Source organism: Silvania sp. (assembly GCF_051656365.1).
In the GTDB taxonomy this organism is placed as follows: domain Bacteria; phylum Pseudomonadota; class Gammaproteobacteria; order Enterobacterales; family Enterobacteriaceae; genus Enterobacter; species Enterobacter hatchlandensis.
The window spans coordinates 1-22275 of record NZ_JBOGBT010000052.1; the positions used below are offsets into that span (position 1 = coordinate 1).

Below are 22275 nucleotides of genomic sequence, written 5' to 3' on the forward strand. Positions count from 1 at the left end.
GATTAGCCTGGTCGTGATTAGCGTGGTGGTGATTATTATCCCACCGTGCGGGGCTGCACTTGGACGAGGAAAGGCTTAGAAATCAAGCCTTAACGAACTAAGACCCCCGCACCGAAAGGTCCGGGGGTTTTTTTATGACCTTAAAATATAACTGAGGAGCAGATGATGTCCGATAGCATAAAATTCTGTTTCTACCGATTTACGACGGGGAACTAACTATGAATGGCGCACAGTGGGTAGTACATGCGTTGCGAGCGCAGGGTGTCGAGACAATCTTCGGTTACCCGGGTGGCGCAATTATGCCGATTTATGATGCATTGTATGACGGCGGCGTGGAACATCTGTTGTGCCGACATGAGCAGGGTGCGGCGATGGCGGCCATTGGTTATGCACGCGCAACGGGTAAAACCGGCGTCTGTATGGCGACCTCCGGCCCGGGCGCAACCAATCTGATCACCGGCCTGGCTGATGCGCTGCTTGATTCCGTTCCTGTTGTGGCCATCACCGGCCAGGTAGCCTCCCCTCTTATTGGTACTGACGCATTTCAGGAAGTGGACGTTCTCGGTTTGTCACTGGCTTGTACTAAACACAGTTTCCTCGTGCAATCTCTCGAAGAGCTCCCGCGCGTCATGGCGGAAGCCTTTGAGGTGGCAAACTCAGGCCGTCCTGGTCCGGTTCTGATCGATATTCCTAAAGACGTTCAGATTGCTGTGGGCGATCTGGAGCCACACTTCTCTACTGTCGAGAGCGACGGCACTTTCCCGTTCGCTGAGGTCGACGAAGCCAGTCAGATGTTGGTGCAGGCGAAAAAACCTGTTCTCTACGTTGGCGGTGGCGTCGGTATGGCACAGGCGGTTCCCGCCCTGCGCGAGTTTATCGCCACAACCCAAATGCCTGCGACTTGTACCTTGAAAGGGCTGGGCGCGGTTGATGCCGACTATCCGTACTACCTCGGGATGCTGGGGATGCATGGTACGAAAGCGGCAAACCTCGCCGTGCAGGAGTGCGATCTGTTAATCGCCGTGGGTGCGCGCTTTGATGATCGCGTAACCGGCAAGTTGAATACCTTCGCGCCGAATGCAAAAGTCATTCATATGGATATCGACCCGGCAGAAATGAACAAACTGCGCCAGACCCATGTGGCGTTGCAGGGCGACCTCAATGCGCTGTTGCCAGCCTTACAGCAGCCTTTAGCGATTGACGCGTGGCGTCAGCACGCCGCTGAGATGCGCGGTGAGCATGCCTGGCGCTACGATCATCCGGGCGAAGCCATCTATGCGCCGCTGCTGCTGAAGCAGCTGTCTGATCGCAAACCGGCAGACAGCGTGGTGACCACCGACGTGGGCCAGCATCAGATGTGGTCGGCCCAGCACATGACCTACACGCGCCCGGAAAACTTCATCACCTCAAGCGGGTTAGGCACGATGGGCTTCGGTCTGCCTGCCGCCGTGGGTGCCCAGGTAGCACGCCCGAACGATACGGTGATCTGCGTCTCCGGTGATGGTTCATTTATGATGAACGTGCAGGAGCTGGGCACCATCAAGCGCAAGCAGTTACCGGTGAAAATCGTGCTGCTGGATAACCAGCGTTTAGGCATGGTGCGCCAGTGGCAGCAGCTCTTTTTTGAGGAGCGTTACAGCGAAACCACCCTCACCGATAACCCCGATTTTCTCGTTCTGGCCAGCGCTTTCGGTATCCCTGGCCAGCACATCACCCGTAAAGACCAGGTTGAAGCGGCACTTGATGAAATGCTGTCAAGCAAGGGGCCTTACCTGCTTCATGTCTCAATCGACGAGCTTGAGAATGTCTGGCCGTTGGTGCCGCCCGGCGCCAGTAACTCACAAATGCTGGAGAAATTATCATGATGCATCATCAGGTCGCCGTGCTGGCTCGCTTCAACCCGGAAACGTTAGAACGTGTATTGCGCGTGGTACGCCATCGTGGATTCCAGATTTGTTCGATGAATATGGAAACCGCCACCGATGCCCAGAACATAAATATTGAATTGACCGTTGCCAGCCAGCGCCCCGTCGACTTACTGTTTAGCCAGTTGAGCAAATTGGTCGACGTCGCCCGGGTTGAGATCCAGCAGCGTGCAGCCTCATCACAAACACAACAAATCCGCGCCTGAGCGCAAAAGGAAGAGAAATGACGACGAAAAAAGCTGATTTCATTTGGTCCAATGGTGAGATGATCCGCTGGGAGGACGCTAAAGTCCACGTGATGTCCCACGCCCTGCACTACGGTACTTCTGTGTTTGAAGGTATCCGTTGCTACGATTCTCACAAAGGTCCAGTGGTGTTCCGCCACCGCGAACACATGCAGCGTCTGCGTGACTCAGCCAAAATTTATCGCTTCCCGGTTTCTCAGAGCGTTGACGAGCTGATGGAGGCCTGCCGCGCCGTCATTCGTAAAAACAGCCTGACCAGCGCCTATATTCGCCCACTGGTGTTCGTGGGGGATGTCGGTATGGGCGTCAACCCGCCAGCAGGTTACACCACCGATGTGATCATCGCAGCGTTCCCGTGGGGGGCATACCTGGGTGCAGAAGCGCTGGAGCAAGGGATCGATGCCATGGTCTCCTCCTGGAACCGCGTGGCACCAAACACCATCCCTACCGCCGCAAAAGCGGGCGGTAACTACCTCTCTTCTCTGCTGGTTGGCAGCGAAGCGCGCCGTCACGGCTACCAGGAAGGGATCGCGCTGGATGTGAACGGCTACATCTCCGAAGGTGCGGGCGAGAACCTCTTCGAGGTGAAAGACGGCATTCTGTTCACTCCGCCGTTCACCTCATCTGCTCTGCCGGGCATCACCCGTGACGCTATCATCAAGCTGGCGCAGGATCTGGGGATCGAAGTGCGTGAGCAGGTGCTTTCCCGCGAATCGCTGTATCTTGCAGATGAAGTCTTCATGTCCGGCACCGCGGCAGAGATCACCCCGGTACGCAGCGTTGACGGTATTCAGGTCGGTGAAGGCCGCCGTGGTCCGGTCACCAAACGTATTCAGGACGCTTTCTTTGGCCTCTTCACCGGTGAAACCGAAGATAAATGGGGTTGGTTGGATCAGGTTAACTAATACGCTTAAATATGGGACGGCACGCACCGTCCCATTTACCAGATAGACGGGAGTAAATAACGCATGCCTAAGTACCGTTCCGCCACCACCACTCATGGCCGCAATATGGCGGGTGCCCGCGCGCTGTGGCGCGCCACCGGGATGACCGACGCCGACTTCGGTAAGCCGATCATTGCCGTGGTCAACTCTTTTACCCAGTTCGTACCGGGTCACGTTCACCTTCGCGATCTCGGGAAGCTGGTTGCCGAACAGATTGAAGCTTCTGGCGGCGTGGCAAAAGAGTTTAATACCATCGCCGTGGATGACGGGATCGCGATGGGGCACGGGGGCATGCTTTATTCACTGCCGTCGCGCGAGCTAATTGCCGACTCGGTGGAGTACATGGTTAACGCCCACTGCGCCGATGCGATGGTCTGTATCTCCAACTGCGACAAAATCACCCCGGGGATGCTGATGGCCTCCCTGCGTCTGAACATTCCGGTGATCTTCGTCTCCGGTGGCCCAATGGAAGCAGGTAAGACCAAGCTTTCCGATAAAATCATCAAGCTCGACCTGGTTGACGCGATGATTCAGGGCGCCGACCCGAAAGTGTCCGACGAACAGAGCGAACAGGTTGAGCGTTCTGCGTGCCCGACCTGCGGCTCTTGTTCCGGTATGTTCACCGCCAACTCGATGAACTGTCTGACCGAAGCGCTGGGCTTATCCCAGCCGGCGAATGGTTCACTGCTGGCCACGCACGCCGATCGTAAAGCGCTGTTCCTCAGTGCCGGTAAGCGCATCGTTGAACTGACCAAACGCTACTATGAGCAGGATGATGTCAGCGCACTGCCGCGCAATATCGCCAACAAAGCGGCGTTTGAAAACGCCATGACGCTGGATATCGCCATGGGCGGTTCCACTAACACCGTTCTGCACCTGTTGGCTGCTGCGCAGGAAGCAGAAATTGATTTCACCATGACCGACATCGATCAGCTGTCCCGCAAAGTGCCGCAGCTGTGTAAGGTCGCGCCAAGCACCCCTAAATACCACATGGAAGATGTTCACCGTGCTGGTGGCGTGCTGGGGATCCTGGGCGAGCTGGATCGCGCTGGACTGTTGAACCGTGAGGTGAAAAACATTCTTGGCCTGACGTTGCCGCAAACATTGGATCAGTACGACGTCATGCTGACCAAAGACGAAGCCGTGAAAAGCATGTTCCGCGCGGGCCCGGCGGGTATTCGTACTACCCAGGCGTTCTCGCAGGATTGTCGTTGGGATACCCTGGATGACGATCGCGCTGAAGGCTGCATCCGCTCGCTGGAACATGCTTACAGCAAAGATGGTGGCCTGGCGGTGCTGTACGGCAACGTGGCCGAAAATGGCTGTATCGTAAAAACCGCAGGTGTGGATGACAGCATCCTCAAATTTACCGGTCCGGCAAAAGTCTATGAAAGCCAGGACGATGCGGTAGAAGCCATTCTCGGCGGTAAAGTGGTCGCCGGAGATGTGGTGGTGATCCGTTATGAAGGGCCGAAAGGCGGACCGGGGATGCAGGAGATGCTTTACCCGACCACCTTCCTCAAATCGATGGGTCTGGGCAAAGCCTGCGCTCTGATCACCGATGGTCGTTTCTCTGGCGGGACATCGGGACTTTCCATTGGTCACGCTTCACCGGAAGCGGCCAGCGGCGGTAACATTGCGCTGATTGAAGATGGCGACCTGATTGCGATTGATATTCCGAATCGCGGCATTCAGCTGCAGCTGAGCGATCGGGAGCTGGCAGCCCGTCGTGAAGCGCAGGAAGCGCGCGGGGATCAAGCCTGGACGCCGAAAGATCGGCAGCGTGAAGTTTCCTTCGCCCTGCGCGCTTACGCGACCCTCGCCACCAGTGCAGATAAAGGCGCTGTACGCGATAAATCCAAACTTGGGGGCTAATGATGGCCGAATCCCAACCCTTATCCGCCGCCCCTGAAGGGGCGGAATATCTCCGGGCGGTGCTGCGTGCACCGGTCTATGAAGCGGTACAGGTTACACCGCTGCAAACGATGGAGAAGCTGTCCTCGCGACTGGATAACGTTATCCTGGTGAAACGCGAAGACAGGCAGCCGGTGCACAGCTTCAAGCTGCGCGGTGCCTACGCAATGATGGCCGGGCTGACTGAAGAGCAAAAAGCGCGTGGTGTGATTACAGCGTCTGCGGGCAACCATGCTCAGGGCGTCGCTTTCTCTGCCGCGCGTCTGGGGCTAAAAGCCTTGATCGTTATGCCGGTAGCGACTGCCGATATCAAAGTGGATGCGGTACGTGGTTTTGGTGGCGAAGTCTTACTGCACGGCGCCAACTTTGACGAAGCGAAAGCCAAAGCGATTGAACTGTCGCAGCAGCAGGGCTTCACTTGGGTACCGCCGTTCGACCATCCGATGGTGATCGCCGGACAGGGTACCCTGGCACTGGAGCTGCTGCAGCAGGACGCCCATCTCGATCGCGTGTTTGTGCCGGTCGGCGGTGGCGGTCTGGCGGCAGGCGTCGCGGTGCTGATTAAACAGCTGATGCCGCAAATCAAAGTCATTGCTGTGGAAGCAGAAGATTCCGCCTGCCTGAAGGCGGCGCTGGACGCCGGACATCCGGTGGATCTGCCGCGTGTGGGTTTGTTTGCCGAAGGCGTGGCGGTGAAGCGCATCGGGGATGAAACCTTCCGCGTTTGCCGGGAGTATCTCGACGACATCATTACCGTCGACAGCGATGCAATCTGCGCGGCGATGAAAGACCTGTTCGAAGATGTGCGTGCGGTGGCGGAGCCATCGGGCGCGCTGGCGCTGGCAGGGATGAAAAAATACATCGCTCAGCATAACATTCGCGGTGAACGTCTGGCGCACGTTCTGTCGGGTGCCAACGTTAACTTCCACGGCCTGCGCTACGTCTCTGAACGCTGCGAGTTAGGTGAACAACGTGAAGCGCTACTGGCCGTGACCATCCCGGAAGAAAAAGGCAGCTTCCTGAAGTTCTGCCAGCTGCTGGGTGGCCGTTCGGTAACGGAATTTAACTATCGCTTTGCTGATGCCAAAGACGCCTGCATTTTTGTCGGCGTGCGTCTGAGTCGCGGGCTCGAAGAGCGCAAGGAGATCCTCTCCCTGCTGCACGAAGGCGGCTACAGCGTGGTGGATCTGTCTGACGACGAAATGGCGAAGCTGCACGTGCGCTATATGGTTGGCGGGCGTCCGTCGAAGCCGTTACAGGAACGTCTGTTCAGCTTCGAGTTCCCGGAATCCCCCGGCGCGTTACTGAAATTCCTGCATACCCTGGGTACGCACTGGAATATCTCCCTGTTCCACTACCGCAGCCACGGCACTGACTTCGGTCGCGTGCTGGCGGCATTCGAACTGGGCGAGCACGAGCCAGATTTCGAAACGCGGCTCAACGAGCTGGGTTATGACTGTCACGATGAGACGCACAACCCGGCGTTCAGGTTCTTCCTTGCGGGTTAGTGATTAGGTAACAATTTCCAGAACGCATCAATGAGCGGCTCATGTAGCCGCTTTTTTTGTGCGCAGACACCAAGCTCAAACGGCGTTTTTTCATCGCTACGCTCTAAAATCATCACCCTGTTGCGCACCGGCTCCGGGCTGTTTTCCAGCACGATTTCCGGCAGCAGCGCCACGCCGCAGCCGAGCGCCACCATCGACACCATCGCCTCATGCCCGCCCACCGTGGCATAAATCGATGGATTGCTGATCTTGTGACGGCGAAACCACAGTTCGATGCGACGACGCACCGGACCCTGATCGGCCATGATAAAGGGCACCGTTGACCAGTCAGGTTCGTCGACCGACACCTGATTACGCACCGGGCACGGCAGCGCCGGGGCGATCAAGACCACCGCCAGATTCTCCAGCATCGAGAACGCCACCGCGCCCGGCAGGGTTTCCGGCTTGCCGGCAATCGCCAGATCGGCTTCGTTGGTCACCACTTTTTCCATCGCGTCGGCGGCATCGCCGGTGGTGAGTTTAATTTCTACCGAGGGATGTTCGGCGCGAAAGCGGTCGAGTATCGGCGGCAGATGGCTGTATGCCGCCGTCACCGAGCAAAAGATATGCAGTTCGCCAGAGAGCGACGGGCCCTGCTGATCGATAGTGTGGCGCAGCTGCTGATACTGCAATAGCGTTTGCTGGGCAAAAGTGCGTAGCTCTTCCCCTGCTTCAGTGAGCGTGACCGTGCGGTTATCGCGCACAAATAGCGGCTGACCGAGGTCCTCTTCCAGGCGCTGAATCTGTCGGGAGAGCGTTGATGGGCTGACGTGCATCGCCCGCGCGCTGCGGCCAAAATGGCGGCTATCCGCCAGATGCAGGAACATTTTCAGATCGCGTAAATCCACCGCTGACACCCCACGATTTTACGTTGCAGAAATTGCAACGTGACGTTGTGAATATATCAATTTCCGCAATAAATTTCCTGTCATATAGTAAGTTCATTCTCGCATAAGCGAACCGAACAATAAGACAGTACAACATCACGAGGTATCACCATGGCTAACTACTTCAACACACTGAACCTGCGTCAGCAGCTGGCGCAACTGGGCAAATGCCGCTTCATGGCGCGCGATGAATTTGCTGATGGCGCAAGCTACCTTCAGGGTAAAAAAGTGGTCATCGTTGGCTGTGGCGCACAGGGCCTGAACCAGGGCCTTAACATGCGTGACTCCGGTCTGGATATCTCTTACGCCTTGCGTAAAGAAGCGATTGCTGAGAAGCGCGCTTCATGGCGCAAAGCGACCGAAAACGGTTTCAAAGTCGGTACCTACGAAGAGCTGATCCCGCAGGCGGACCTGGTGGTTAACCTGACGCCGGACAAACAGCACTCCGACGTTGTGCGTTCCGTACAGCCGCTGATGAAAGACGGCGCCGCCCTGGGTTATTCCCACGGTTTCAACATTGTTGAAGTGGGCGAGCAGATCCGTAAAGACATCACCGTCGTCATGGTGGCACCGAAGTGCCCGGGTACCGAAGTCCGTGAAGAGTACAAACGTGGTTTCGGTGTCCCGACGCTGATCGCGGTTCACCCGGAAAACGATCCAAAAGGCGAAGGCATGGCGATTGCGAAAGCCTGGGCAGCTGCAACCGGTGGCCACCGTGCGGGCGTGCTGGAATCCTCCTTCGTGGCAGAAGTGAAATCTGACCTGATGGGCGAGCAAACAATTCTGTGCGGTATGCTGCAGGCGGGCTCTCTGCTGTGCTTCGACAAGCTGGTGGAAGAAGGCACCGACCCGACTTACGCAGAAAAACTGATTCAGTTCGGCTGGGAAACCATCACCGAAGCGCTGAAGCAGGGCGGTATCACCCTGATGATGGATCGTCTGTCTAATCCGGCGAAACTGCGTGCTTATGCGCTGTCCGAACAGCTGAAAGAGATTATGGCGCCGCTGTTCCAGAAACACATGGACGACATCATCTCCGGCGAGTTCTCTTCCGGCATGATGGCTGACTGGGCCAATGACGACAAAAACCTGCTGACCTGGCGTGAAGAGACCGGTAAAACCGCGTTCGAAACCGCTGCACAGTTTGACGGCAAAATCAGTGAGCAGGAATACTTTGATAAAGGCGTTCTGATGATTGCCATGGTGAAAGCAGGCGTTGAGCTGGCATTCGAAACCATGGTTGATTCCGGCATCATCGAAGAGTCCGCTTACTATGAATCACTGCACGAGCTGCCGCTGATTGCGAACACCATCGCCCGTAAGCGTCTGTATGAAATGAACGTGGTTATCTCTGATACCGCGGAGTACGGTAACTATCTGTTCTCTTACGCTTGCGTACCGCTGCTGACAGAGTTCATGACTACCCTGCAGGCAGGCGATCTCGGTAAAGCTGTTGCAGATGGCGCAGTAGACAACGCCCAGCTGCGTGACGTAAACGAAGCGATTCGCAGCCATGCGATCGAGAGCGTAGGTCATAAACTGCGTGGCTACATGACCGATATGAAACGTATCGCGGTAGCAGGCTAATAAAAGTCGTCGGGTGGCGCTTCGCTTACTCGACCTAGAACATGAAAAGCCCGGTAGGCGCTAGCGCCACCGGGTTTTTTATATTAGTTACGATACAACACTTTGATGATGTGGTATCCGAACTGGGTGTGCAGTGGGCCAGTTGGCTCCAGCACCGGGCAAGAGAACACGACTTTATCGAACGCCGGAACCATCTGGCCCTGACGGAATTCACCTAAGTGGCCGCCTTTTTTACCGGACGGGCAGGTGGAGTGTTTCTTCGCCAGCTTCTCGAAGTCACCGCCGTTCTTAATCTGCTCCAGAAGTTCCAGAGCCAGTTTTTCTTCTTTAACAAGGATATGCAGTGCTGCTGCTGTTTTTGCCATGATGTGCGCCTTCAAAGCGGGAAATATGGCTGGCGATTTTAGCATGGCTTATCGTCGAAATAGCACCTTGATGATGTGGTAACCGAATTTGGTTTTCACCGGTCCGTAGGGTTTTGACAGTGGACAACTAAAGACGGCCTCATCAAATGGCTTCACCATCATCCCCTGCTTAAACTCCCCCAGATCGCCGCCGTTGCGCCCGGTCGGACAGCGGGAGTAGCGTTTGGCCAGATGATCGAAGCTGATGCCGCGTTCAAGCTTGGCAAGGATCTCCTGTGCCAGCTTCTCTTCTTTTACCAGAATGTGCAGGGCCGCTGCGGTCTTTTTCATGGTTCTGCTCTCGGGGTTTATCGCTTTTCTTCACTTTATCATTAGCCGGTAAATCTGCGCCCGGCTTTCTGCTACAATCCCCACCCCGTTCGAAGATTGAGCAATATTCCTATGCGTTTAAACCCTGGACAACAACAAGCGGTCGAATTTGTTACTGGACCATGCCTGGTGCTGGCAGGGGCTGGTTCCGGTAAAACCCGCGTGATTACCAATAAAATCGCCCACCTGATCCGTGGTTGTGGCTATCAGGCACGCCATATCGCGGCGGTGACCTTTACCAACAAAGCCGCGCGTGAGATGAAAGAGCGCGTCGGGCAAACGCTGGGACGTAAAGAGGCACGTGGCCTGATGATCTCCACCTTCCATACGCTGGGCCTGGATATCATTAAGCGCGAATACGCCGCCCTGGGAATGAAATCGAACTTTTCTCTGTTTGACGACACCGATCAGGTTGCGCTGCTCAAGGAACTCACAGAAGGCTTGATTGAAGACGACAAAGTGGTGCTGCAGCAGCTGATCTCGACGATCTCTAACTGGAAGAACGATCTAATGGATCCCGCCCAGGCAGCGGTGAGTGCCAAAGGCGAGCGGGATCGGATCTTCGCCCACTGCTACAGCCTGTACCACGATCACCTCAAGGCCTGCAATGTGCTGGATTTTGACGACCTGATCCTGCTGCCCACGCTGTTGCTGCAACGTAATGAAGAGGTGCGCGAGCGCTGGCAGAACAAGATCCGCTATCTGCTGGTGGATGAATACCAGGACACCAACACCAGTCAGTACGAGCTGGTGAAATTGCTGGTAGGACAGCGGGCACGTTTTACCGTGGTGGGCGACGACGATCAATCAATCTACTCCTGGCGCGGCGCTCGTCCGCAAAATCTGGTGCTGTTGAGCAAGGATTTCCCGGCTCTGCAGGTCATCAAGCTGGAGCAAAATTACCGCTCATCGGGGCGTATTCTGAAAGCGGCAAACATCCTGATCGCCAATAACCCGCATGTCTTCGAAAAACGCCTCTTCTCCGAGCTGGGCTACGGCAGCGAACTGAAGGTATTAAGCGCCAATAACGAAGATCATGAAGCCGAGCGCGTGGCTGGCGAGCTGATCGCGCATCACTTTATTAATAAAACTAATTATAAAGATTACGCCATTCTCTATCGCGGCAATCATCAGTCGCGGGTCTTTGAAAAGATGCTGATGCAGAACCGTATCCCGTACAAAATTTCTGGCGGGACGTCGTTCTTCTCACGCCCTGAAATCAAAGATCTGCTCGCCTACCTGCGGGTGCTGACCAATCCAAATGATGACAGCGCCTTTTTACGCATCGTGAACACGCCGAAGCGCGAGATTGGCCCGGCAACATTGCAAAAACTCGGCGAGTGGGCGATGACCCGCAACAAAAGCTTATTTACTGCCAGCTTCGATATGGGGCTGAGCCAGACGCTGGCTGGACGTGGCTATGAATCGCTGACGCGCTTTACCCACTGGTTGGGCGAGATCCAACAGCTGAGTGAGCGTGAGCCCATTTCCGCAGTACGCGATTTGATCCGCGGCATTGACTATGAGTCCTGGCTGTATGAGACCTCGGCCAGCCCGAAAGCGGCAGAAATGCGGATGAAAAACGTCAATCAGCTCTTTAGCTGGATGACCGAGATGCTGGAAGGATCGGATATCGATGAGCCGATGACTCTGACTCAGGTCGTTACGCGTTTTACGCTGCGGGATATGATGGAGCGCGGTGAAAGCGAGGAGGAAGCGGATCAGGTGCAGCTGATGACGCTCCATGCGTCCAAGGGACTTGAGTTCCCGTACGTTTACCTGGTGGGCATGGAAGAGGGCTTACTGCCGCATCAGAGCAGCATCGAAGAAGAGAACGTCGATGAGGAGCGCCGTCTGGCCTACGTGGGCATTACGCGTGCGCAGAAAGAGCTGACGTTTACCCTCTGCAAAGAGCGCCGTCAGTATGGCGAAACGGTACGTCCGGAGCCAAGCCGTTTCCTGCTGGAGTTGCCGCAGGACGACATCATCTGGGAGCAGGAGCGAAAAGTGATTACCGCTGAGGAGCGAATGCATAAAGGCCAGGCCAGTATCGCTAATATTCGGGCGATGATGGAGAAAGCCAAAGGTCGTTAGTGTTGAAGGCCCGGCAGGCATAGCGCCACCGGGCGAATAGCGGATTACTGAACGTCCAGCACCCAGTGCACATAGCTCTGCCACTGACATTCCTGCTCGATCATTTCTGATGCCAGCGGGTGATTATCCAGCCACTTTTCTGGCATCGTCAGCTCGAGCTTTTCACCTGCCACATTCATTGTAATGGCTGGAAGCAAATCATCCCGACGGCGACTGGCAAAGATTATCGCCAGACGTAGCAGACGACAAAGATGTTCCGCCACGCGCGGCGGCACCGCATTTTGCTGGTGGAGCGAAGAGAGGTCAACGGGGTTAGTTTGGTTTAAAACCAGCGTCGCCAGCAGTTTCTTTTGCGCGGGGGTAAAGCCGGGCAGATCGAGGTTGCGAACCATGTAGGCGGCATGCTGCGGGGCTTGCTTAAAATCTACGCTCAGACCTATCTCATGCAGCTGACAGGCGCTTAACAACAGTTCGCGGCTGATGGGCTCAAGATGCCACTCATCTTCAACCTGATCGAGAAAAATCACCGCAAGATTCGCCACCCGGTGCGCCTGTTCGATATCCACCATGAACCGACGCTGAACATTGCGCAGCGTATGGTTGCGAATATCCTGATCCACCGCCAGATGCAGCATGCCGTAGACCAGACCTTCCCGCAACGCACCCCCCGCAAGGGTCATGCACTGAATGTTCAGCTCGGTGAAAATAGCAATCAGAATCGCCAGCCCGCTGGGGAATACCAGCGCGCGCTCCAGCGTGAGACCTTCGATTTCCAGCTCTTCCAGGCGTCCACAATGGATGGCGCGCTGCTTCAGCTGCTGGAGTTTGGCCAGTGTGATGCGCTCGTCCATCCCCTGCGCCATCATGATTTCCTGCAGCGCCTGCACCGTGCCAGAGGCACCGACGCAGACTTTCCAGCCATGGTAACGCAGCGCATTGGTCACCGGACGTAAGACTTCCCGTGCGGCTTTTTCGGCTTCATCGAAGTTTTCTTGCGCCAGGTTGCGATCGGTAAAGTAGCGCTCAAGCCAGGTAACGCAGCCCATCGACAGGCTATTCAGGGAGGTGGCCTGCGCCCCGTTACCCGTGACCAGTTCCGTGCTTGCGCCGCCGATATCAACGACAAGACGATGTTCATCGCCACCGGTGGTATGCGCCACACCCTGGTAAATAAGCCTGGCCTCTTCTTGACCGCTGATCACATGGACAGGACAGCCCAGGATCGCCTCTGCGGACGCAATAAACTCCCCGGCATTCACCGCCAACCGCAGGGTTGCCGTCGCGACAACGCGAATTTGCAGGGAGGGAATATCTTGCAGGCGTTCAGCAAAGAGACGCAGACATTGCCAGCCGCGCTCCATTGCTTCAGGAGAGAGATGATTATTGGCGCCGAGGCCCGCTGCGAGGCGGACCTTGCGCTTAATACGCGTCAGCGTCTGAATGCTTCCCGCCACCTCGCGCACAACCAGCATATGAAAACTATTCGAACCCAAATCAATAGCTGCATAGAGCGAGGCGGAACGGAGCATATTTTTTAGCCTGAACGACGACGATTACGCGGTGCGCTGGAACGGCGCGGGCCATTGCCGGAACGCGCGCGAGTCAGGCGCTTCGGCGGTGGTAACTCACTCATCAGGGCATCCGGGTTGTACTTGCTGACCGGAATGGAGTGCCCGATATAGGTTTCAATCGCCGGCAGGTTCAGCGCGTACTCTTCACAGGCGAGGCTGATTGAGTTGCCGCTGGCACCTGCACGACCAGTACGGCCGATACGGTGAACGTAATCTTCGCAGTCATCAGGCAGGTCATAATTGAAGACGTGCGTTACGGCCGGAATGTGCAGACCACGTGCGGCAACGTCCGTTGCTACCAGAATATCCAGATCGCCACGGGTGAACTCTTCAAGAATGCGCAGACGTTTTTTCTGTGCAACATCGCCGGTCAACAGACCTACGCGGTGTCCGTCTGCAGCCAGGTGGCCCCAGATATCTTCGCAGCGGTGCTTGGTGTTGGCGAAAACGATCGCACGGTCTGGCCACTCTTCTTCAATCAGCGTCTGCAGCAGGCGCATTTTTTCGTCGTTAGAAGGGTAGAAGAGTTCTTCTTTAATACGGTGGCCGGTTTTCTGTTCCGGTTCTACTTCGACGTACTCGGCGTTGTTCATCTGCTCGAACGCCAGTTCGCGCACGCGATAGGACAGCGTTGCGGAGAACAGCATGTTCAGGCGCTGGTTCGCGACAGGCATACGACGGAACAGCCAGCGAATATCTTTAATAAAGCCCAGATCGTACATGCGATCGGCTTCATCCAGCACCACAACCTGGATCGCGCCAAGGTTGATGTGATTCTGTTTGGCGTAGTCGATAAGGCGGCCTGTGGTGCCGATCAGAATATCGACGCCGCTTTCCAGCACTTTCAGCTGTTTGTCATAACCGTCACCGCCGTAGGCCAGGCCGAGTTTCAAGCCAGTGGCTTGCGCCAGAGGTTCTGCGTCAGCATGGATCTGTACCGCCAGTTCTCGCGTCGGGGCCATGATCAGCGCGCGCGGTTGGTTAACTTTACGGTCAGCAATTGTCGGGTGAGAAAGTAAATAATGAAACGTTGACGTTAAAAACGCCATCGTTTTGCCAGTACCGGTTTGCGCCTGCCCTGCAACATCGCGACCTGCCAGCGTGAGCGGGAGGGCGAGAGCCTGAATGGGCGTGCAGTTATGAAACCCTTTGTTTTCAAGGGCTTCAATGACTTTTGGGTGCAGGGCGAAGTCGGAAAACTTCTGTTCTGTTAAATGTGTTTTGCTCATAGTGTGGTAGAATATCAGCTTACTATTGCTTTACGAAAGCGTATCCGGTGAAATAAAGTCAACCTTTAGTTGGTTAATGCTCCATCAACACGTCGTTGATGGATGCTACATCAACGCGCCAGGCTTATTCCTGTGGAGTTATATATGAGCGATAAAATTATTCACCTGACTGACGACAGTTTTGACACGGACGTACTTAAAGCTGACGGGCTGATCCTCGTCGATTTCTGGGCTGAATGGTGTGGTCCTTGCAAAATGATCGCCCCGATTCTGGATGAGATCGCCGACGAATATCAGGGCAAACTGACCGTTGCTAAACTGAACATCGACCAGAACCCGGGCACCGCACCGAAGTACGGTATCCGTGGCATCCCGACGCTGCTGTTGTTTAAAAACGGCGAAGTCGCGGCGACCAAAGTGGGCGCACTGTCCAAAGGTCAACTGAAAGAGTTCCTGGACGCTAATCTGGCGTAAGGTTTCTCGGCTGTGCGTCCGGGGTTTCTAAATTGTTTGGATCTCTGGACGCCCGGCATTAGTCGTGCTAAGTTAGCTATGACTACGTTTTAAACATACCTTGTTGTTTGAATCTTGTTTGACCCGATACTTCCCGTTGTTGCGATACACAGTGCGAGAAGTGGATAGATTCCGGGCTTGTCACTCAATCCGTCTTGTCGTTTCAGTTCTGTGCTTTCCCTGTAAGCAGACAGCGAACAGACATGAGTTGATGGCCGCTAACAGGCATGGATGACCCTGCCATACCATTCACAAATTAAGTTCGAGTATTACCCCGAGTTTAAGAACCCACACCATTATGAATCTTACCGAATTAAAGAATACGCCGGTTTCTGAGCTGATCACTCTCGGCGAAAATATGGGGCTGGAAAACCAGGCCCGTATGCGCAAGCAGGACATCATTTTTGCCATCCTGAAGCAGCACGCAAAGAGTGGCGAAGATATCTTTGGCGACGGTGTGCTGGAAATATTGCAGGATGGATTTGGTTTCCTCCGCTCTGGAGACAGCTCCTACCTCGCCGGTCCTGATGATATCTACGTTTCTCCCAGCCAAATCCGCCGTTTCAACCTCCGCACCGGTGACACCATTTCAGGTAAGATTCGTCCTCCTAAAGAGGGTGAACGCTACTTTGCGCTGTTGAAAGTTAACGAAGTTAACTACGACAAACCGGAAAATGCGCGTAACAAAATCCTGTTTGAAAACTTAACGCCGCTGCACGCGAACTCTCGCCTGCGTATGGAGCGTGGTAACGGGTCTACTGAAGACTTAACCGCTCGTGTGCTGGATCTGGCCTCTCCGATTGGTCGTGGTCAGCGTGGTCTGATTGTGGCACCGCCAAAAGCGGGTAAAACCATGTTGCTGCAGAACATCGCGCAGAGCATTGCCTATAATCACCCTGACTGCGTGCTGATGGTGCTGCTGATTGACGAACGTCCGGAAGAAGTGACTGAGATGCAGCGTCTGGTGAAAGGCGAAGTGATTGCTTCGACCTTTGACGAACCGGCATCACGTCACGTTCAGGTTGCCGAGATGGTGATCGAGAAGGCGAAGCGTCTGGTTGAGCATAAGAAAGACGTTATCATCCTGCTCGACTCCATCACCCGTCTGGCACGTGCCTACAACACCGTGGTTCCGGCTTCCGGTAAAGTGTTGACCGGTGGTGTGGACGCGAACGCCCTGCATCGTCCAAAACGCTTCTTCGGTGCGGCACGTAACGTGGAAGAGGGCGGCAGCCTGACCATCATCGCGACAGCGCTGGTCGACACCGGCTCTAAAATGGATGAGGTTATCTACGAAGAGTTTAAAGGTACAGGTAACATGGAACTGCACCTCTCTCGTAAAATCGCTGAAAAACGCGTCTTCCCGGCTATCGACTACAACCGTTCCGGTACCCGTAAAGAAGAGCTGCTCACCACTCAGGAAGAGCTGCAGAAAATGTGGATCCTACGCAAAATCATCCATCCAATGGGTGAAATCGATGCGATGGAGTTCCTTATTAATAAGCTGGCGATGACCAAAACCAACGACGATTTCTTCGATATGATGAAACGCTCGTAATCTAAATAAAGACTCAAACGCCACGTTTTTACGTGGCGTTTTTCTTTTGTGGCTTATACGCTGTAATTTCAGACAGCCCCTGTTTACTGACGAGTCAGAAAATAGGAATGTTCGTCAAAGTTAAAAATTAATTGTTTGAAAAATAAACAAAGGGACTTGTGAGAGGTCTGCTTTTTCCTTCTGGAGCCGGGCCTTCAAGGTTATACTTCCAGGATTAACTTTCGTTGAGAGCATCCATTGTGAATCTACTCACTGCGGTGACTGAGCTAGTCAGTATTTTTCTTTTCACCACCTGCTTTTTGTTTTTCGCCCGTAAGGTGGCGAAACGTGTGGGGTTGGTGGATAAACCCAATTTTCGTAAACGCCATCAAGGTCTGATTCCGCTGGTTGGCGGGATCTCTGTTTATGCCGGGATCTGCTTCACCTTTGCGATTGCGGATTACTACATCCCGCACGCTGCACTCTATCTGGCCTGTGCCGGTGTGCTGGTGCTGGTGGGTGCCCTTGATGACCGATTCGACATTAGCGTGAAGTTCCGTGCCGCTGTTCAGGCGGGCATCGGCGTAGTGATGATGGTCGTCGGCAAGCTCTATCTCAGTAGCCTTGGCTACATCTTTGGTACCTGGGAGATGGTGCTCGGCCCGTTCGGCTATTTTCTGACGCTGTTTGCCGTGTGGGCGGCGATAAACGCCTTTAACATGGTCGACGGCATTGATGGCCTGTTGGGCGGTCTTTCCAGCGTCTCGTTCGCCGCGATCGGCATCATCCTGTGGTTTGACGGGCAGTACAGCCTGTCGATGTGGTGTTTTGCGATGATCGCCGCCATTCTGCCGTATATCTGCCTGAACCTTGGCGTACTTGGGCGCCGCTACAAAGTGTTTATGGGCGATGCAGGCAGTACGTTAATCGGATTTACCGTTATCTGGATCCTGCTGGAAACGACCCAGGGGAATACCCATCCGATAAGCCCGGTAACTGCGCTGTGGATTATTGCCATCCCGCTGATGGACATGGTGGCGATTATGTACCGCCGTCTGCGTAAGGGCATGAGTCCTTTCTCGCCAGACCGTCAACACATCCACCATTTGATTATGCGAGCGGGCTTCACCTCGCGTCAGGCATTTGTCCTCATCACCCTGGCGGCTGCGCTTCTGGCCGGAATTGGTGTTGCAGCAGAATATTTGCATATCGTTCCTGAATGGGTAATGTTGGTATTATTCTTGCTTGCCTTTTTCCTGTACGGCTATTGCATTAAGCGTGCATGGAAAGTGGCGCGATTTATTAAACGTGTAAAACGCAGGATGCGTCGAAATAATGGCAATAACCCAACTTTAACTAAGTAAATCGGGATTGTAATGACTCAACCGTTGGCGGGAGCAGATGTTGTGGTGACTGAGAATGAGCTGGATGTTCGTGGCTTGTTCCGCGTGTTATGGGCGGGCAAGTTTTGGATTGCAGGAGTCGCGCTGGGCTTTGCGCTACTCGCACTGGCTTATACCTTTTTCGCCAGACAGGAATGGAGCGCAACGGCTATCACCGATCGTCCGACAGTGAACATGCTTGGGGGTTTTTACTCCCAACAGCAGTTTCTGCGCAATCTGGATGTCAAAGCGAATCTTACGCCGACAGACCTACCTTCGGTTATGGATGAGTCTTATAAAGAGTTCGTGATGCAGCTCGCCTCCTGGGATACGCGTCGCGATTTCTGGAACCAGACGGATTATTTCAAACAGCGGAGAGTCGGCAACAGCAAAGAGGATGCCGCCCTTCTTGATGAGCTGATCAATAACATCCAGTTTATGGCGGGCGACCCGCTGCGCAACATTAACGACAGCGTCAAGCTGATCGCCGAAACCGCACCGGATGCTAACAACCTGCTGCGCCAGTACGTCGCTTTTGCCAGCCAGCGGGCGGCAAGCCATCTTAATGATGAGCTGAAAGGTGCGTGGTCGGCGAGGACTATCCAGATGAAAGCGCAGGTGAAACGTCAGGAAGAGGTGGCCAAAGCGATCTTTACCCGTCGGATCCACACCATTGAGCAGGCGCTGAAAGTGGCGGAGAAAAGCAATATCTCCCGCAGTGCAACTGACGTCCCTGCTGATGAACTGCCTGACTCAGAAATGTTCCTGCTTGGTCGCCCAATGCTACAGGCACGACTGGAAAACCTGCAGGCTGTAGGGCCTGATTTTGACCTGGACTACGACCAAAACCGCGCCATGCTGACTACCCTCAACGTGGGTCCGACACTGGACCCACGTTTTCAGACCTATCGTTATTTGCGAACTCCTGAAGAACCTGTAAAACGCGATAGTCCACGTCGCGCATTCCTGATGATTATGTGGGGGATTGTGGGTGCTTTAATTGGCGCTGGCGTGGCCTTAACGCGTCGTCGCAAAATTTAAGAACGCCATCTACGATGAAGGCTCATGGCCTTCATCGCCTAATCGAAGAGAATCGATGTGAAAGTACTTACCGTCTTTGGTACACGGCCGGAAGCCATCAAGATGGCGCCTCTGGTGCATGCGCTGGCAAATGATCCTGATTTTGAAGCGAAGGTATGCGTGACTGCGCAGCACCGTGAGATGCTCGATCAGGTCCTTAATCTGTTTTCTATTGTTCCCGATTACGACCTCAATATTATGAAGCCGGGGCAAGGATTAACTGAAATTACCTGCCGTATTCTGGAAGGGTTAAAACCCATTCTGGAGTCATTTAAGCCTGACGTGGTGCTGGTTCATGGCGATACCACTACCACCATCGCCACCAGCCTGGCGGCCTTTTACCAGCGTATACCGGTGGGTCATGTGGAAGCCGGGTTACGTACCGGCGATCTCTATTCTCCGTGGCCAGAAGAGGCAAACCGGACACTGACCGGGCATCTGGCGATGTATCACTTCGCGCCGACCGAGAATTCACGGCAAAACCTGCGCCGGGAAAATATCGCTGACCAGCATATCTTTGTGACCGGCAATACGGTGATTGATGCGCTGATCTGGGTGCGCGATCGGGTGCTGGCAAGCGACACCCTACGCGGTGAGCTTGCCGAGCGGTATCCATTCCTCGCCAACGGCAAAAAAATGATTCTGGTTACGGGCCACCGCCGGGAAAGCTTTGGCCAGGGCTTCGAGCAAATTTGTCACGCGCTGGCGCAAATCGCCGCACAAAATGAAGATGTGCAGATCGTCTATCCGGTGCATCTCAATCCCAACGTCAGTGAGCCGGTCAATCGTATTCTTGGCCACGTTGAAAACGTCATTCTGATCGAGCCGCAGGACTATCTGCCCTTCGTCTGGCTGATGAATCATGCCTGGCTGATCCTGACGGATTCCGGCGGGATTCAGGAAGAAGCGCCGTCACTGGGCAAACCGGTGCTGGTGATGCGTGAAACCACCGAACGCCCGGAAGCGGTGAAAGCGGGAACGGTACGCCTGGTAGGCACCGATTCGCGGCTGATCGTTGAAGAGGTGACGCGCCTGCTGCACGACGACGGAGAGTACCAGGCCATGAGCCGCGCCCATAACCCTTATGGGGACGGACAAGCCTGTGACCGTATTTTGTACGCACTTAAACACAATCGGGTATCGCTATGAGTTTTACTACCATTTCTGTCATTGGTCTTGGCTACATTGGGCTGCCAACGGCGGCGGCATTTGCCTCACGTCAAAAACAGGTAGTGGGCGTGGATATTAACCAGCATGCGGTTGACACCATCAACCGCGGTGAAATTCATATCGTTGAACCGGATCTCGACAAGGTCGTGAAAGTGGCCGTTGAGGGAGGATTCCTGAAGGCCAGCACTACGCCTGTGGTCGCCGATGCTTACCTGATTGCCGTGCCGACGCCGTTCAAAGGCGACCACGAGCCGGATATGGTGTTTGTCGAAGCGGCAGCCAAATCCCTCGCCCCGGTGCTGAAAAAAGGCGCGCTGGTGATCCTGGAATCGACGTCACCTGTTGGCGCCACCGAGCAGATGGCCCAGTGGCTGGCCGACGCACGCCCGGATCTGACATTCCCGCAGCAGACGGGTGAACAGGCAGATATTAACATCGCCTACTGCCCGGAGCGCGTGCTACCGGGGCAGGTGATGGTTGAACTGATTAAGAATGACCGCGTGATCGGCGGGATGACCCCGGTTTGTTCCGCCCGCGCCAGCGAGCTGTATAACATTTTCCTGGAAGGTGAGTGCGTGGTAACCAACTCCCGCACCGCAGAAATGTGTAAGCTGACGGAAAACAGCTTCCGCGACGTCAATATCGCATTTGCCAACGAGCTGTCGCTGATTTGCGCCGATCAGGGAATTAACGTTTGGGAACTGATTCGCCTGGCGAATCGCCACCCTCGCGTCAATATTCTGCAGCCTGGTCCTGGGGTCGGTGGCCACTGCATCGCGGTCGATCCCTGGTTCATCGTGGCGCAAAACCCCAACCAGGCGCGTCTTATCCGCACTGCCCGCGAAGTGAATGACAGCAAACCGCACTGGGTGCTGGATCAGGTGAAAGCCACCGTTGCCGATTGCCTGACCCAGAGCGGCAAGCGCGCGAATGAGCTGACCATCGCCTGTTTTGGCCTGGCATTTAAGCCGAACATTGACGATCTGCGTGAAAGCCCGGCGATGGAAATTGCGGAAATGATCGCCCACTGGCACAGCGGCGAAACGCAGGTGGTTGAGCCGAATATCCATACGCTGCCGAACAAGCTGGCCGGTCACTGCACCCTGACAAGCGTGGATGACGCGCTGGCCGGGGCGGATGTGCTGGTGCTGCTGGTGGATCACAATCAATTTAAAGCGATTCCCGGTGATGCCGTGCAGCAAAATTATATCGTTGATACCAAAGGTGTCTGGCGTTGAGTCAGCTGCACGGCACGTTACAGCCGCTGGACTGGGAAAGTCAGTTTTTCTCTCTACCCAGCGCGATTGTGCGGGTCTCGGATGATGCCTCGCCGCTGATCGCCTCCGATTTTACGCCCTGGCAACGCGTGCAGGCAAAAATCCCGGCCACCCGTGCCGACTGGCTGGACGCGCTCCAGCAGCAGGGGTTCCGGCTGGTTGAAGGCGAAGTCGATCTCGCGATTGCCGTGACGCAACACCTAAGTCCGGGTGTGGAAAAGGCGACGGAACAGGATATTCCTGCGCTGCGCCAGCTTGCCGCGCAGGCTTTCGCCCAGAGCCGCTTTCGCGCGCCATGGTACGCTCCCGATGACAGCGGTCGCTTCTATGCCCAGTGGATCGAGAATGCGGTGAAAGGCACCTTCGACCATCTTTGCCTCGTATTCCGCGCCCCGGATGGCGTCATCCAGGGTTTTGTCTCTCTGCGTCAGCTGAACGATACAGAAGCGCGTATCGGCCTGTTGGCCGGGCGCGGGATGGGCGAGAAACTGATGCAGGCGGCGCTGGGCTGGGCCCAGCAGCAGCAGCTTTCCACGTTGCGGGTGGCGACCCAGATGGGTAACACCGCCGCGCTTAAACGTTACATTGCAAGCGGTGGCAACATTGAATCGACCGCTTACTGGCTATACAGGTGACAAG

General features: G+C 55.1%; 21 protein-coding genes. 16 read left to right on the forward strand and 5 right to left on the reverse strand.

Going from position 1 to position 22275, the window contains the following annotated elements; genetic code table 11:
• Position 1: 1 nt before the first annotated feature.
• The 7 genes from ilvL (at position 2) to ilvA (ending at position 6536) form a co-directional block, all read left to right on the forward strand.
• Complete coding sequence (ilvL, locus tag ACRDD5_RS10815; protein ID WP_240904696.1) at positions 2-79, forward strand: ilv operon leader peptide; 78 nt, start codon at positions 2-4, stop codon at positions 77-79.
• A gap of 86 nt (positions 80-165) precedes the next feature.
• Entirely contained in the window at positions 166-216 is a 51-nt protein-coding gene (gene ilvX, locus ACRDD5_RS10820; RefSeq protein ID WP_438676781.1) for a peptide IlvX, read from the forward strand.
• A gap of 2 nt (positions 217-218) precedes the next feature.
• Entirely contained in the window at positions 219-1865 is a 1647-nt protein-coding gene (gene ilvG / locus ACRDD5_RS10825; protein WP_271280698.1) for an acetolactate synthase 2 catalytic subunit, read from the forward strand.
• Positions 1862-2131 (forward strand): acetolactate synthase 2 small subunit, encoded by a 270-nt coding sequence (gene ilvM, locus ACRDD5_RS10830; RefSeq protein ID WP_271280697.1) that lies wholly within the window; start codon positions 1862-1864, stop codon positions 2129-2131. The genes ilvG and ilvM overlap by 4 nt, the downstream gene beginning before the upstream one ends.
• A 17-nt stretch (positions 2132-2148) precedes the next feature.
• Positions 2149-3075, forward strand: coding sequence for a branched-chain amino acid transaminase (locus tag ACRDD5_RS10835; protein WP_271280696.1), 927 nt, complete (start codon positions 2149-2151; stop codon positions 3073-3075).
• A 63-nt stretch (positions 3076-3138) separates the two neighbouring features.
• Positions 3139-4989: a dihydroxy-acid dehydratase gene (gene ilvD / locus ACRDD5_RS10840; protein WP_271280695.1), complete on the forward strand. Its 1851-nt coding sequence runs from the start codon at positions 3139-3141 to the stop codon at positions 4987-4989.
• Positions 4990-4991: 2 nt separating this feature from the next.
• Complete coding sequence (ilvA, locus tag ACRDD5_RS10845; RefSeq protein WP_271280702.1) at positions 4992-6536, forward strand: threonine ammonia-lyase, biosynthetic; 1545 nt, start codon at positions 4992-4994, stop codon at positions 6534-6536.
• On the opposite strand, the gene ilvY is transcribed toward ilvA, so the two are convergent.
• A complete protein-coding gene (gene ilvY, locus ACRDD5_RS10850) occupies positions 6533-7423 on the reverse strand; it encodes an HTH-type transcriptional activator IlvY (RefSeq protein WP_438676763.1) in 891 nt (296 codons plus the stop codon). The two genes, ilvA and ilvY, sit on opposite strands and share 4 nt — an antisense overlap.
• Before the next feature lie 150 nt (positions 7424-7573).
• Here ilvY and ilvC point away from each other — a divergent pair, with 150 nt between their 5' ends.
• Positions 7574-9049, forward strand: a complete 1476-nt coding sequence (ilvC, locus tag ACRDD5_RS10855) for a ketol-acid reductoisomerase (RefSeq protein ID WP_271280693.1) — start codon at positions 7574-7576, stop codon at positions 9047-9049.
• Positions 9050-9132: 83 nt separating this feature from the next.
• On the opposite strand, the gene ppiC (ACRDD5_RS10860) is transcribed toward ilvC, so the two are convergent.
• Both ppiC (ACRDD5_RS10860) and ppiC (ACRDD5_RS10865) read right to left on the reverse strand, forming a co-directional pair.
• Positions 9133-9414: a peptidylprolyl isomerase PpiC gene (gene ppiC / locus ACRDD5_RS10860; RefSeq protein ID WP_271266106.1), complete on the reverse strand. Its 282-nt coding sequence runs from the start codon at positions 9412-9414 to the stop codon at positions 9133-9135.
• Between the two features lie 48 nt (positions 9415-9462).
• Positions 9463-9744 carry a peptidylprolyl isomerase PpiC gene (gene ppiC / locus ACRDD5_RS10865; protein WP_271280692.1) on the reverse strand — a complete coding sequence of 94 codons (282 nt, stop codon included), beginning with the start codon at positions 9742-9744 and terminating at the stop codon, positions 9463-9465.
• Between the two features lie 111 nt (positions 9745-9855).
• Between ppiC (ACRDD5_RS10865) and rep the strand changes: the two genes are divergently transcribed.
• The gene (gene rep, locus ACRDD5_RS10870) at positions 9856-11877 is read left to right on the forward strand and encodes a DNA helicase Rep (protein ID WP_438676764.1); all 2022 of its coding nucleotides are present in this window, start codon (positions 9856-9858) and stop codon (positions 11875-11877) included.
• Positions 11878-11921: 44 nt separating this feature from the next.
• On the opposite strand, the gene gppA is transcribed toward rep, so the two are convergent.
• On the reverse strand, positions 11922-13406 hold the full coding sequence (gene gppA, locus ACRDD5_RS10875) for a guanosine-5'-triphosphate,3'-diphosphate diphosphatase (RefSeq protein WP_438676765.1): 1485 nt from the start codon (positions 13404-13406) through the stop codon (positions 11922-11924).
• Positions 13407-13411: 5 nt separating this feature from the next.
• The gene (rhlB, locus tag ACRDD5_RS10880; RefSeq protein WP_271280689.1) at positions 13412-14677 is read right to left on the reverse strand and encodes an ATP-dependent RNA helicase RhlB; all 1266 of its coding nucleotides are present in this window, start codon (positions 14675-14677) and stop codon (positions 13412-13414) included.
• Between the two features lie 144 nt (positions 14678-14821).
• On the opposite strand from rhlB, the gene trxA reads away from it, so the two are divergent.
• From trxA to rffC, 7 genes are all read left to right on the forward strand, one after another.
• On the forward strand, positions 14822-15151 hold the full coding sequence (gene trxA / locus ACRDD5_RS10885) for a thioredoxin TrxA (protein ID WP_006179218.1): 330 nt from the start codon (positions 14822-14824) through the stop codon (positions 15149-15151).
• A 337-nt stretch (positions 15152-15488) separates the two neighbouring features.
• The gene (gene rho, locus ACRDD5_RS10890; protein ID WP_110276891.1) at positions 15489-16748 is read left to right on the forward strand and encodes a transcription termination factor Rho; all 1260 of its coding nucleotides are present in this window, start codon (positions 15489-15491) and stop codon (positions 16746-16748) included.
• 239 nt (positions 16749-16987) lie between these two features.
• The gene (gene wecA / locus ACRDD5_RS10895; RefSeq protein WP_271280688.1) at positions 16988-18091 is read left to right on the forward strand and encodes a UDP-N-acetylglucosamine--undecaprenyl-phosphate N-acetylglucosaminephosphotransferase; all 1104 of its coding nucleotides are present in this window, start codon (positions 16988-16990) and stop codon (positions 18089-18091) included.
• Positions 18092-18103: 12 nt separating this feature from the next.
• Positions 18104-19150 carry an ECA polysaccharide chain length modulation protein gene (wzzE, locus tag ACRDD5_RS10900; RefSeq protein WP_438676766.1) on the forward strand — a complete coding sequence of 349 codons (1047 nt, stop codon included), beginning with the start codon at positions 18104-18106 and terminating at the stop codon, positions 19148-19150.
• A gap of 57 nt (positions 19151-19207) precedes the next feature.
• On the forward strand, positions 19208-20338 hold the full coding sequence (gene wecB, locus ACRDD5_RS10905; RefSeq protein WP_271280686.1) for a non-hydrolyzing UDP-N-acetylglucosamine 2-epimerase: 1131 nt from the start codon (positions 19208-19210) through the stop codon (positions 20336-20338).
• Positions 20335-21597 carry a UDP-N-acetyl-D-mannosamine dehydrogenase gene (wecC, locus tag ACRDD5_RS10910; RefSeq protein WP_438676767.1) on the forward strand — a complete coding sequence of 421 codons (1263 nt, stop codon included), beginning with the start codon at positions 20335-20337 and terminating at the stop codon, positions 21595-21597. Before wecB ends, wecC begins: the two co-directional genes overlap by 4 nt.
• Positions 21594-22271 carry a dTDP-4-amino-4,6-dideoxy-D-galactose acyltransferase gene (gene rffC, locus ACRDD5_RS10915; protein WP_438676768.1) on the forward strand — a complete coding sequence of 226 codons (678 nt, stop codon included), beginning with the start codon at positions 21594-21596 and terminating at the stop codon, positions 22269-22271. The genes wecC and rffC overlap by 4 nt, the downstream gene beginning before the upstream one ends.
• Positions 22272-22275: the final 4 nt, after the last annotated feature.